General features: G+C 40.7%; 13 protein-coding genes and 1 tRNA gene. 11 read left to right on the top strand and 3 right to left on the bottom strand.

Features of this window, described 5'->3' with window-relative positions; all coding sequences use genetic code 11:
- The first annotated feature begins 79 nt into the window (after positions 1–79).
- On the top strand, positions 80–517 hold the full coding sequence (locus tag K0S23_RS07085; RefSeq protein ID WP_300355733.1) for a type I restriction enzyme HsdR N-terminal domain-containing protein: 438 nt from the start codon (positions 80–82) through the stop codon (positions 515–517).
- Positions 518–888: 371 nt separating this feature from the next.
- Here K0S23_RS07085 and K0S23_RS07080 read toward each other — a convergent pair whose 3' ends face one another.
- Together K0S23_RS07080 and K0S23_RS07075 are read right to left on the bottom strand one after the other, a co-directional pair.
- The gene (locus tag K0S23_RS07080; RefSeq protein WP_300355732.1) at positions 889–2,490 is read right to left on the bottom strand and encodes a peptide chain release factor 3; all 1,602 of its coding nucleotides are present in this window, start codon (positions 2,488–2,490) and stop codon (positions 889–891) included.
- Positions 2,491–2,593: 103 nt separating this feature from the next.
- Positions 2,594–3,475: a PorP/SprF family type IX secretion system membrane protein gene (locus K0S23_RS07075; protein WP_300355731.1), complete on the bottom strand. Its 882-nt coding sequence runs from the start codon at positions 3,473–3,475 to the stop codon at positions 2,594–2,596.
- A gap of 53 nt (positions 3,476–3,528) precedes the next feature.
- Here K0S23_RS07075 and K0S23_RS07070 point away from each other — a divergent pair, with 53 nt between their 5' ends.
- The 9 genes from K0S23_RS07070 (at position 3,529) to K0S23_RS07030 (ending at position 11,392) form a co-directional block, all read left to right on the top strand.
- Positions 3,529–4,203, top strand: a complete 675-nt coding sequence (locus tag K0S23_RS07070; RefSeq protein ID WP_300355730.1) for a uracil-DNA glycosylase — start codon at positions 3,529–3,531, stop codon at positions 4,201–4,203.
- A 162-nt stretch (positions 4,204–4,365) separates the two neighbouring features.
- On the top strand, positions 4,366–4,758 hold the full coding sequence (locus tag K0S23_RS07065; RefSeq protein ID WP_300355729.1) for a hypothetical protein: 393 nt from the start codon (positions 4,366–4,368) through the stop codon (positions 4,756–4,758).
- Positions 4,759–4,812: 54 nt separating this feature from the next.
- Positions 4,813–5,850, top strand: coding sequence for a uroporphyrinogen decarboxylase (gene hemE / locus K0S23_RS07060; RefSeq protein ID WP_300355728.1), 1,038 nt, complete (start codon positions 4,813–4,815; stop codon positions 5,848–5,850).
- Between the two features lies 1 nt (position 5,851).
- Complete coding sequence (locus K0S23_RS07055; protein WP_300355727.1) at positions 5,852–7,027, top strand: OmpA family protein; 1,176 nt, start codon at positions 5,852–5,854, stop codon at positions 7,025–7,027.
- A 71-nt stretch (positions 7,028–7,098) separates the two neighbouring features.
- Positions 7,099–7,326: a hypothetical protein gene (locus K0S23_RS07050; protein WP_300355726.1), complete on the top strand. Its 228-nt coding sequence runs from the start codon at positions 7,099–7,101 to the stop codon at positions 7,324–7,326.
- A 74-nt stretch (positions 7,327–7,400) separates the two neighbouring features.
- Positions 7,401–7,847, top strand: coding sequence for a hypothetical protein (locus tag K0S23_RS07045; RefSeq protein ID WP_300355725.1), 447 nt, complete (start codon positions 7,401–7,403; stop codon positions 7,845–7,847).
- Between the two features lie 3 nt (positions 7,848–7,850).
- Positions 7,851–8,675 carry a hypothetical protein gene (locus K0S23_RS07040; protein WP_300355724.1) on the top strand — a complete coding sequence of 275 codons (825 nt, stop codon included), beginning with the start codon at positions 7,851–7,853 and terminating at the stop codon, positions 8,673–8,675.
- Complete coding sequence (locus K0S23_RS07035; RefSeq protein WP_300355723.1) at positions 8,662–10,734, top strand: hypothetical protein; 2,073 nt, start codon at positions 8,662–8,664, stop codon at positions 10,732–10,734. Before K0S23_RS07040 ends, K0S23_RS07035 begins: the two co-directional genes overlap by 14 nt.
- A 118-nt stretch (positions 10,735–10,852) precedes the next feature.
- Positions 10,853–11,392 carry a type 1 glutamine amidotransferase domain-containing protein gene (locus K0S23_RS07030; RefSeq protein ID WP_300355722.1) on the top strand — a complete coding sequence of 180 codons (540 nt, stop codon included), beginning with the start codon at positions 10,853–10,855 and terminating at the stop codon, positions 11,390–11,392.
- A 130-nt stretch (positions 11,393–11,522) separates the two neighbouring features.
- Here the strand turns inward: K0S23_RS07030 and K0S23_RS07025 are convergent.
- A tRNA-His gene (locus K0S23_RS07025) sits at positions 11,523–11,598 on the bottom strand.
- Between the two features lie 186 nt (positions 11,599–11,784).
- Here K0S23_RS07025 and K0S23_RS07020 point away from each other — a divergent pair.
- Complete coding sequence (locus K0S23_RS07020; RefSeq protein WP_300355721.1) at positions 11,785–12,783, top strand: Gfo/Idh/MocA family oxidoreductase; 999 nt, start codon at positions 11,785–11,787, stop codon at positions 12,781–12,783.
- The last annotated feature ends 19 nt before the right edge of the window (positions 12,784–12,802 follow it).

The following is a 12,802-nucleotide window of genomic DNA, read 5'->3' as shown; positions in this document are numbered from 1 at the left end:
ACTTAGCAGAATCGAATGAATTCGGAATTAGGCATTCGGTATTCGTAATTCACTGAACGGAATTCGTAATTTTGCATCTATGTCTTACCCTTCGTTGAATTTACCCTCTGCTTCCTTAAAGCTTTCCAAAGAGAAGGACGAATTTTTCGTTTGGTGCGTTATCCGCAGAAAGAAATTGCTTTTGACACCTGAAGAATGGGTTCGCCAGCATGTAATCCATTACCTCATCTACCACAAGAACACTCCGATTGAGCGCATTAACAGCGAGCATTTGCTTAAGATCAACGGGCAAAACAGGCGCTGTGACGTGGTTATAGTTGACAGTTATGGTAAAGCGAAACTGATCATTGAATGCAAGGCACCGGAAATTTCACTGGATGAGAAGGTGTTTTTGCAGACGAGTAATTATATCCAGGAAAGTAAGGCTGCTTATTTCTGGATGACCAATGGATTGAACCACGTGATCGTGGAATGTATGAATCCGGATGTGTTTTTGGAGGAATTACCGGATTTGTAGACATTAGGATTTTAAGAAGAGACTTAAGACCGAAAACAAAAGACTCTGATATTCGTGTAGGGGAAACACTTTACATTTTTGAGAAAAACAATTAGATACTAGACTTTGGGATTTTAAGACTGGATTTTCTTCAAACAGATGGTAGATTAACGCGAAAATGCAGTAAAATTGCGAGTTAAATATTTAACAAAAGTCGCTCTATAGTCGCTTTAAAGTCGCTCTACCTACGCTCTATCCACACTCTATCCATACTTCACTGTTTTTAAAGCAGAGAAGATGCGTGTTTTCTCATTCATAGCTGTTTACACTTTTGAGAAGTTAATGGATTTTCGCAGATTAAATTTCACCAAAAATTTAAACCTTTGAATCAATTACATGTATTTCGCTTCCAGCTTGAATTCGCTGGTTGTGTGGAATGTCAAATCCGGGTAGTCTTTTTCTGCCATTTGAAGCAAGAATGAAGTTTCAGCGAGGAATACCAAATTACCATCTTTATCTTTTGCCAGGTATTGTGATTTCGCACGCATGAAGTCTTTCAACTGGTCTTCGTTATCGGTAGTGACCCAACAGGCTTTGTGGTAATTTTTAGGAACGAAGCGACATTTTGCACCGTATTCATGGTCTAAGCGGTAAGCTATTACTTCAAACTGCAGCTGTCCGACGGTACCAATGATCTTTCTGTTCCCGGGTTGCTGGATAAATAACTGTGCTACTCCTTCGTCCATTAACTGGGAAACTCCTTTTTCCAATTGCTTGGATTTCATCGGATCCAAATTCTCCAATTCCTGGAAAAGCTCGGGTGAAAAGCTTGGGATTCCTTTAAACATAAAGTTTTCTCCTTCATTCAGCGTATCACCAATCTTAAAATTTCCCGTATCGTATAAACCGATCACATCACCCGGATAGGCTTCATCAATAACACTTTTATCCTGTGCCATAAATGAGGTCGGATTGGGAAACTTGAATTTCTTATCCAACCGCACGTGGTTGTAGAAGGTATTTCGTTCGAATTTCCCGGATACGATTCGCAAGAAAGCAATCCGATCTCGGTGTTTCGGATCCAGATTCGCATGAATTTTAAATACAAAGCCCGAGAATTTCTTATCGGACGGCTCCACCCGTTTTGTATCTGCATCTCTTCCTCTCGGTGAAGGAGAAATACGAACAAATGTATCCAGCAATTCTTTTACTCCGAAATTGTTTACTGCAGAACCAAAGAACACAGGTGCAACATCTCCCGAAAGGTACGTTTCACGATTAAATGCATCGTAAACACCTTCAATCATTTCCAGTTCTTCCCTCAATTCCGCCGCAGGTTTATCTCCTACCAATTCATCCAGCTCAGCCGAATCAATGTCCGAAAGGGAAACGATATCGGTAGAGATCTTTGTTTTATTTGCAGCGAATAAGTTGATATTCTTGTCGTAAATGTTGTAAACTCCTTTGAAGCGATCACCCATTCCAATCGGCCAGGCCAATGGACGAACCTTGATATCCAAAGAAGATTCCAATTCATCCAGCAACTCGAAGGGATCCTTTCCTTCACGGTCCATTTTATTGATAAAGATGATTACCGGCGTTTTACGCATACGGCAAACCTCCATCAATCGTTTTGTTTGTTCCTCTACCCCGTTCGCACAGTCGATCACCAAAATCACACTATCGACCGCAGTTAGCGTTCTATAGGTGTCTTCGGCAAAGTCCTTGTGACCGGGAGTATCGAGAATATTGATCTGCTTTCCGGAATATTCAAAAGCCATCACGGAAGTAGCAACGGAGATCCCACGCTGTTTTTCAATTTCCATGAAATCGGATGTCGCTGTCTTCTTGATTTTATTGTTCTTCACAGCTCCAGCAGATTGAATTGCACCACCAAAAAGCAATAACTTTTCAGTCAGGGTTGTTTTACCTGCATCGGGATGCGAGATAATCCCAAAGGTTCTACGCTTTTCAATTTCTACGTCGTTGCTCATGATTGCTGTTTATTGGGTGCAAAAGTAGTTCAAAAAAAGCAAAGTGAAAAGGTAAAGGCGAGAAGGCAGTTTGACTACGCTCAATGACCTTCCGTAAAAGGAATTATTTCAACTGATAAGAAAGGATGATTTCGTGGGTTCTGTTGTTATTAATTGCATTGCTAAAATGGGTGTTGACTCCAAATTCATAACAATAACCCAAACGAAATTTTCCAGCTATATCGTAACCGATCATCGGTCCAAGTTCAAATCCATTCCCAGGAAATGCAGCTGTGGACCCAAACCATAGATTTTTCCAGGATGCAACTAAAGCCACAATAGAATGTACTTTCAACATATCAGTGCTTACTTGAGCACGCGGAGTCAATTTCCAATTTTGTCCTAACTGAAAAGTATAATCTCCGAAAAACCAATAATGAGGAGCGATATCGTATGTACCGGAATTTCTTGTGAAATACCCGTTCAATTTGGTACAACTCAGTCCGGCATTCCATTTCTCTCCGTGTAAAGCGATTCCCAAATCTCCACGAAAATAAGTTTGGCTGCTTTTGGGTATTCCCGGATCATTCGGGTCATTAAAAATTATTCCGGTTTTATCAAACAACATAGTCAATGTACCGACTGAAACACCTAGTGACAAGAACATTTTTTTAATGGGAATATGATAAGCATATGAAACCAATGCCGTATGTTGCTTATTCAATCCGATCACGTCGTATTCATAACTCACCCCAACCCCACTATTGATCGAATCCAGCTTCATAGCATAATTGAGCCACAAGGTTGTTGGAGCTCCGTTGACTTTCGTCCATTGATTCCGCCATTGTGCATTTGCGTGATGCTTGTAAATCGCACCTGTCATTGCAGGATTGGTATGCATATATTGGTTCCAGAAGAAGGAAGCTCTTGGATCTTGCTGTGAAAAACAATCGGTGGAAATAATCACTCCGGTTAAGAGCATGATCAAGGTTTTTGTTAAGTTCATTTATTCAATTTAGATTGCGAACATAGTAAAAACAGATTAATTATCTTCGCCGAATGAAAGTTTCGATACATCCTTCGTGGGAAAAAGCACTTCATCAGTCGTTTGAAGCACCCTATTTTGAAAAACTGGCACATTTCGTAAAAGAAGAATATCAACGCTTTCCCAACCAGATTTTCCCTGAAGGAAAGTATATTTTCAGGGCTTTTGACAGTTGTCCCTTTGATCAGATCAAAGTAGTCGTTTTGGGCCAGGATCCTTACCCTACAAGGGGTCATGCGCACGGATTGTGTTTTAGCTGCGATTCGCATGTACGTCCATTGCCTAAAAGTTTACAAAACATTTTCAAAGAATTGGAAGACGATCTGGGAATTCCAGCGCCTCCGAACGGAGATTTGAATCACTGGGCAAAGCAAGGGGTTTTACTGTTAAACTCCATTCTGACCGTTCGGGAAGGCCAACCACTTTCACATGCAAATCAAGGCTGGGAGAAATTCACGGACGATGTGATCCAAACCATTAATGATCAATTGGAAGGAGTGATCTTTGTATTGTGGGGATCACCGGCACAGGCAAAAGCTTCACGGGTAGATCCGAACAAACATTTCATTCTCAAAGCGCCGCATCCTTCTCCTTTGTCAGCCTACAGAGGTTTTTTCGGAAGCAAGCCCTTTTCGAGGATTAATGAGATTTTGGTTCAGAGGGGAAAAGCGGAGATTAAATGGGCGTGAAAATGGAATTGGGTGGGGTCGCGCATATATTAAATTACATCAAAAAAAGTTGACCACCCTTCTAGGGTTATAAACCCTAGAACGATTTTTAGCTTTTAAAATCCGTGAATTTTAGTTGGATTTATCAATATTCCATTTTAATTTCATTCTAAAATCACATTCATGGAAGCCACATTTACATACTACATTCACAACTCTTCCGTCCAACCGGAATTACTATTCAGACAAGCTGATGATTACAAGCTGTTTCAAACGAAAATTGAAAAGTACCTGGAACCAATTGGTCTATTACACGCTTTAAAACTTTCCCCGACAGAGTTTCACCTTGTGATTGAATTCAATCAGCTTCAAATTTTAAAAGCATCAGCTAAACAACCATTCCAATCAAATAAATTCCTAAGCCGAAGATTATCCGATTTATTCAATAGTTATGCTCAATCTTACAATAAAAAGCATCATCGAAAAGGAGCTCTTTTTCAAAAAAACTTCAAACGTTCCGAAATAGTCGATAATGAACACCTGGAAGAAGTGTTGGAAAAGTTTGACTCCGAATAAACTTTCCTGATATTTCGTTCCGACTCTTTTCCATAAAACCTTACTTTTGCAACGATGAATTTGCAAAATGATTTGATCTTACGTGCTGCGAAAGGCGAAGATATTGAACGATACCCGGTTTGGCTAATGCGTCAGGCGGGAAGAATTTTACCCGAATACCGCGCAGTTCGCGAAAGCGTGAGCGGTTTTAAGGAATTGGTTGAAAATCCGGCATTAGCTGCTGAAGTAACCATTCAACCTGTAGATATCCTGGGCGTTGATGCTGCAATTATCTTTTCAGATATCCTGGTCGTTCCCGAAGCAATGAATATTCCGTACCAAATGATCGAAAAGCGCGGTCCCTGGTTTGAACATACAATCAGATCTGAAGAGCAAGCGAAACGCCTGGAGTTTGATTTTGATGTCGAAGACCGTTTGGGATATGTACTGGAAGCAATCCGCCTAACTGTAAAACAACTAAATGGCCGAGTTCCGGTAATTGGTTTTGCGGGTGCGCCCTGGACAATTCTTTGTTACATGGTAGAAGGTCACGGCTCAAAAACTTTCAGTGAAGCAAGAAAATTACTGTACACCAATCCGACTTTGGCACATAGATTGCTACAGCACGTCACAGATATTACAATTGCTTATTTAAAAGCACAAGTTAAAGCCGGAGCAAGTATGATACAAGTTTTTGATTCATGGGCTGGAATTTTAGGAACGGAACAGTACGCAACTTTTTCACTTCCTTACCTCTCACAAATAGCGTCAGCTATTGAGGATGTTCCTGTTACCTTATTTTCAAAAGGAGCTATCACTTCTATCCCTGCCCTGGCGAAACTGGATTGTAATACGATTGGGCTCGATTGGAATATGGATATTCCTGCAATGAGATCTTTGGTTGGTAATTCAAAAACGCTTCAAGGGAATTTAGATCCTTGTGCATTATACGGTTCTCACCAAAGTATTGAAACTGAAACGATAAAAATGTTAAATTCGTTCGGTAATAATAAAAGACATATTGTTAACTTAGGCCACGGTGTTTATCCGGATGTCGACCCAGAAAAGGTTAAAACATTCATTAAAACTGTAAAATCTTATGAAACCAAATAGTATGAAACTAAAACAACTTGTTGCATTCGGTGCTTTAATTGGACTGCCACTTATTGCATCTGCACAAAATGGGGACAACCTTGTAGATAATGGTGGATTCGAATCCAATGCAGGGAAACCAAAAAAATTAGGTCAAATCGATTTGGCAACCGGATGGAAATCTCCAACCGGGGCTCGGGCAGACTATTTTTTAAGCGATTCAAAAGTACCGGATGTTGGTGTACCTGAGAATTCTTTTGGAAAAGAAGGTGCCAAAGAAGGTGAAAACTACGCCGGGATCTATGCTTTTTCTTATGGAAACAAGCTTCCAAGAACCTACATTATGACTAAATTAAAAACACCTTTGAAAAAAGATGTTACATATTGTATTTCTTTCTACGTTTCCATGTCTGAATCGTCGAAGTATGCTTGTAACCAAATCGGTGCAAATATTTCGAAGAAAGAATTCGGAACAGACCAAAAAGTTCATCTGATCGATCAAACACAAATCCAACACCCGGACAATAAAGTTTTCAATGCTTCTTATAACTGGGAAAAGGTTTGTGCTTCATATAAAGCTGAAGGTGGTGAGAAATTCCTTACAATCGGAAACTTCACTTCTGACCAGGACACAAAATACGAAACAAACAAAAAACCGAAAGATTCAAAGATCTCTCAAATTGTTGCAGCTTATTACTACATCGACGATGTTGTTGTAACAATGCTGGATAAAGATGAAGACTGTAAGTGTTATGACGCTGATAAGGACAAAAATGAACTGTCAACAACTGTTTACATGAAACAAGTTGCCGATAACGATAAAATGTCTACAAAAGATCGTATCGAAAAACAAGAAGTTTATTTCGGTTTTGGCAAAACATACCTTACTCCTCAAGCAAAGGCTGCTCTTGATATTGTAGCAAAAGTACTGAATGAAAACCCGGCTATGACAATCACAGTTATAGGACATAACAATGAAGAAGAGGATAAACTCGCTGAGAAAAAAGATTTCTATGCTGACATGGATACCAAGCGTAACCAAGTGGTTAAGGAATACCTGATCTCAAAAGGAGTTAATGCTTCCAGGTTGAAATCAGAGAGCAAAGGAAGTGAAACTCCGAGTCCTGAAGTGAAAGAAACAGATGATGAAGATTTGAAACTGGCGAAAAACAGACGCGTTATTTTCAAAGTGAATTAAACAATCTTTAAATAAAAAGTAGGGGCGAAAAATTTTTCGCCCCTACTTTTTTTATCACATTTTCATGATTTATGGAAAATTCCTTCCCGATATTCCGAAAACTTGACGGTTTTGACCGTTTCTATAAAATAGAAAGTGCCGATTCGTTTACCGAGGTCACCATTCAACAGGGAAAAATGAAGCATCAGACAATCCAGGCTGTTCAATTTCCCGAGAAACTGCGGATCCAGGACATGATCTCGTGCTCATTTAATTATGTTCCAATGAGTTCAGAAGAAATAGCAGCGTATTTCCAGTAAAAATTATTCATCTCCTACAGGTGAATTTTATCCAAAAAAAAATTACTTTAGTCAGAGACAAAAACCAATTATCCGTGCTGAAGTATTTAAGTTTCCTGATTGTAATTCTACTGGCGGCAGCCTGTACACTTTCTGCCGAGCAGGAAAACAGGCTAAACAAGCAACTGTCCAAATACATCAAATCTTACAATACCAATAATACGCTCGAATATGCGGGTTTAACCCATCCGGCGGTTGTGCGGTATTATACTTCACTTGGAGACTCTCAATTCATTCAGCATTTCAGTAATCCAAATCAGCAAGCAAGTAATTTGGACAATCCCCTATTCAGAGAAATGAAAAGCGAGGGGAAATGGATAGAGCGCAAATATACTATTCGCAAAGAATCAGATAAAGAATCTGACAACTCATATGAATTGTATGCCATTTCATCAGACGGCGGGAATAACTGGTTCTTTCTCACGGAAGAAGATTACTTTCTCAAGAAAATACCCCTCAAAAAGCGACTGTTCTCAAAATAACACATGATACGATCAATACTACTTCTACTATTCACATATTCCTTCCTCTTCTCATTTGGACAAGGATGGAATCCTGTTGGTTCCCGGGCCGTATCGCTAGCAAATACCAGCGTTTGCCTGGATGATGTTTGGGCTTATCACCACAATCCGGGTGCAGCCGCCTCTATTAAAACCATCTCTTTCGGGGCTTATTACGAAACGCGCTTTCTTACCAAAGAACTTCAAACGCAGGCATTGGCAATCGCCATTCCTTTGAAAGTAGGAGTGATTACTGCCGGAGCACAATTTTTTGGATACCAACAATACCGAAATACCCGTGCCGGTTTGGGATACAGCATGAAATTCACCGATTTTCTTCAGCTTGGTGTCCAGGGAAACATTCAAACACTTCGTCTTGGGGGAAACTACGGATCGACAGTTAGCGGTACCATAGAAGCCGGTCTCCTTGCAAAAATTTCAGAAAAATGGAGCCTCGGTGTTTCAGTTATGAATATCGGAAGACAGCGGATCAATCCCGTCACCGACCGCTTTGCCACAGTCCTTCGTGGCGGATGCCAGTTTAAGCCTTCTAAAAAAGTATCTGTTTTTGCAGAAGTCGAAAAACAAGTTATCACTAAAATCTCGTTTAAAGGTGCTGTGGAATATCAGCCCGTACAAGCGCTCTTTATCCGTTTCGGAGCTCAAAGTGCACCGATGGAACTAGCTCTTGGAATCGGTTATAAGGTAGCGGGATTCTCAATTGATCTGGGTTCAAAATACCACCAAACTCTTGGCTGGTCTCCTAACTTCGGCTTAAACTACCAATTCAAAGAAGATGCGGAAAAATAGGCTCTTATTTATTTTTTTTATCAGCATCAGTTCCGGTCTTTTTAGCCAGGAAAGAAATGAGATTATCCAGCAACGCGTAGAATTCATTGCCGAGCAGTCCGAATCAGAAGAACTGGATCTCACCAATATTTTTGATCAATTGAATTACTTCTTCGACAATCCGATCAACCTGAACAATACCAACCCCGATGAATTGCGTGCTTTAGGTTTGCTTACAGAAGTTCAAATCACAGATGCACTTTTGCATGTGGAACAATTCGGGAAATTTATCAGTATTTACGAACTTCAATCCTTAAAATACTGGGATTTAAATACGATCTCTCTCGTACTCCCATTCGTAAAAGTAGATGATCGCCTTGAAAACATGCACATAACATTCAAGGACGCCATTAAAAACGGGAAGATCGAATGGTATACACGCTATCAACGAACTCCCGAACAAAAAAAAGGATATACTCCTGTCTCAGATTCAGTTTTAAACAACTCAAACAGCTTTTACCGCGGGAATCCGGATAAATATTACACCCGGTTCAGATACACCTACAGAACAAACATCAGTTTAGGTGTTACGGCAGAAAAAGATGCCGGCGAAGAATTTTTTAAAGGATCGCAGAAGAATGGTTTTGACTATTACTCCTTCCACGCTTTTTATAAAGGAGGAAAATACAACCGCGCAGTTGCTGCCGGAGATTACCAAATTCAAATCGGGCAGGGCTTGAACACGTGGAGCGGTTATGCCTTTGGGAAAAGTGCAGATATTTTTTCGTCCAAAAAAGCAGCTAATCTGTTGAGACCCTATACTTCTGTAGATGAGAACCGTTTTTTCAGAGGAGGCGCAGCAATAATCGGTTACAAAAAGTGGAACCTGCTGACGTTTTACAGTAACAAGAAAATCGACGGCTCCGGAATAAGCGACACCTTAACAGATGACCTGGAATTTGTAACTACCATCGACCTTTCCGGACTGCATCGCACCAATAGTGAGATTGCACGAAAAAATAAACTTAGCGAACAAGTGATCGGCAATTATTTAAGCTACAACTCTACCCGCTTCAATGCCGGTCTTGCAGTAGTGAACCAACAATACAGCCAGGAACTTCAAAAAGACACTGTTCCCTACAACTTGTACGCTTTCAGAGGCAAAAACACGACAGCTATCAGTGGAGATTACAACTTCGTGCTCCGGAATTTCAACTTCTTCGGAGAGGTTTCCTACAGTACACATTCCAAATCATTTGCCCAGCTTCACGGGTTGATGGCTATCCTGGATCCCAATGTTTCCATTTCCGTTATTTACAGAAATTATTCGAAGGGATACTATTCGTTCTACAACAACGGTTTTTCGGAGGGGAGCAATACTCAAAATGAGACGGGAATCTTTTCCGGGATCAAAGTGAAGCTTGCCCCTGCCTGGTCAGTCAGTTCTTACGTCGACTTCTTTCGTTTCCCATGGTTAAAATATCAGGTTGATGCTCCTTCGAAAGGACACGAATTTTTAGTTCAACCGACCTACAAACCCAATAAAGTTTTCGAAATCTATGCTCGTTTCAGACAGCAGACACGGCAAAAGAATTCGAGGAATACAGATGGTAGCATCACTGAAATAGAGAATGTAGTTCAGAACAATTACCGTTTGAACATGTCATATAAAGTGCTTGAAAGTTTTACACTCAAAAGCAGATTGGAATACGTAACCATAAATAGGAAAAGCAATGCAGCGGAAGACGGCTGGATCTTTACCCAGGACTTTTTGTTCAAACCTAAGAATCTGCCGTTCGATCTGACCCTGCGTTACGCCCTATTTGATACGGATAGTTATGACACCCGAATCTATACTTTTGAGAACAATGCGCTTTATGTATTCTCTATTCCTGCCTATTATTACCAAGGCTCGAGAGCTTATGCCATGATTCGTTTTTCCTTCCTGAGACATTGCGATCTGTGGATCCGTTACGGAACTTTCTTATATTCAAACAGAACAGTTTTGAGTTCCGGTCCGGAAGAAATAAAGGGATCCCGAAAATCAGATATTACGGTGCAGTTCCGTCTGAATTTTTAGTCCACTCATCCTTCGCTTCCGGATAGCTTTAACATCCTTTATCACACTTTAACAGCAAACAGTTTTAATGTTGGCGATGCTCCCGTAACTTGCAGATTGAACATTAAATGATAGTGATATGAGCAAGAGGATCGCCATTTTGGCTACAGACGGATTTGAGGAAAGTGAGTTGCAATCACCGAAAGAAGCAATTGAAAAGCAAGGTTGGCTGGCTGAAATTGTAAGCCTGAAGGGTGGAACAATCAAAGCATGGAATAAAGGTGATTGGGGAAAGGAATATCCCGTTGACAACATTGTAGACGATGTGAAAGCTTCGGAATACGATGGGTTGGTTATTCCGGGCGGCGTGATCAACCCGGACAAACTGAGAAGAGAAAACAAGGTACTCGATTTTGTCAAGGATTTTTTTAACGAAAAAAAACCGGTTGCTGCAATTTGTCACGGACCGCAGGTATTAATCAGCGCAGGTGTCGTGGCCGGTCGCGAGATGACTTCTTTTGAGTCCGTTAAAATTGATTTGCAAAATGCAGGAGCAGCCTGGACAGATGAAGAAGTTGTGGTCGACAAAGGATTGGTTACCAGCCGTTCGCCACAGGACTTACCTGCTTTCAACAAGAAAATGATTGAAGAATTCAAAGAAGGGATTCACGACAGATGAAACGAAACAATAAGTTCCCGAACATAAAAAGCGCAGTAAATTATTTACCGCGCTTTTTTATTTGAACCCTGAAAACGAGATAAAGCAAAAATGAGAAACACGCTCTCGCACTGTTTCTCATTCTGTTTTAGGGAGGGAGACGGGTCTCGAACCCGCGACCTCTGGTACCACAAACCAGCGCTCTAACCAACTGAGCTACAACCTCCGTATTGTGGCGCAAAAATAAGTATTTCTATTGAAAATCCTATAGCTAATTTGATTTTTTTTTCTTTCATGCAGTATTCGTCAGAAAATGAGGCAATTCAGATTTCATTTTCGCAACTAAACATTCGTTGTTAATAACACTAATCTTCATTACCGGATTCGTTTGGGTGAATCCTTAAATTTGTCCTATGGGCGATAAGAAACTTAAAATCGGCGTTTTTGGAGCTGGACACCTGGGCAGAATCCATATTCGATTGATCCTGGAATTAAGTGATCTATTCGAATTAGTTGGTTTTTATGACCCCTCGGACGAATCCGCAGAAAAAACAAAATCAGAATATCATGTTCAGCGATGGGAAGATATGCAGGCACTGATCGATGCATCCGACTGTGTGGATGTTGTTGCACCTACACTTCACCATTTTGATATCGGGTATAAAGCAATCCGTTCCAGTAAGCATGTATTCATTGAAAAACCGGTTGCTGAAACTACGGAACAGGCAAAGATCTTACTGGACCTATCCAGGGAAGCCGGTGTCATTGTCCAGGTTGGTCATGTTGAGCGTTTTAATCCTGCTTTCCAGGCTGCCGAACCCCTGATCGTGAAACCGATGTTCTTCGAGATTCATCGTCTGGCACAATACAATCCGAGAGGAACCGATGTTTCCGTGATCCTGGATCTGATGATTCACGATTTGGACATCGTTTTGAGCTGCGTAAATTCAACTATCCGAAGGATTTCTGCAAGTGGAGTCAGCGTTGTTAGCAGAACTCCCGATATCACTTCTGTTCGAATCGAATTCGATAACGGTTGTGTTGCGAATCTTACCGCATCGCGGATGTCGCTGAACAATATGCGGAAAACGAGGATTTTCCAAAAAACAGGCTACCTCGTAATTGATTTCTTAAATCAGTCGGTTGACCAGATCATGATTACTCCGAAAGACCAGGAAGCCCCGGGATTTTTCAGTTTTCAGCTCAATGATGACGTCAATTTTTCGGCATTAAAACCCGAGATTAAAAAGACGAATGCAATCCAGGAAGAGCTCCGGTCATTTTACAACTCTATCGTTCATAATCAGCCTGTTGTGGTTTCGATCGATGATGCTTACCGCGCCTTAGATGTAGCATATCAGATTATTGACAAACTGAAATCCGCACATCTCTCGGTTTTCGACAATAATTAACGTAAATTTGCGTTAGATG

Origin of the sequence: Fluviicola sp. (genome assembly GCF_029266855.1) — a bacterium.
Lineage (GTDB): Bacteria > Bacteroidota > Bacteroidia > Flavobacteriales_D > Crocinitomicaceae > Fluviicola.
Note: the sequence above shows the minus strand (reverse complement) of the source record. Positions and strands in the feature narration are given on the sequence as shown.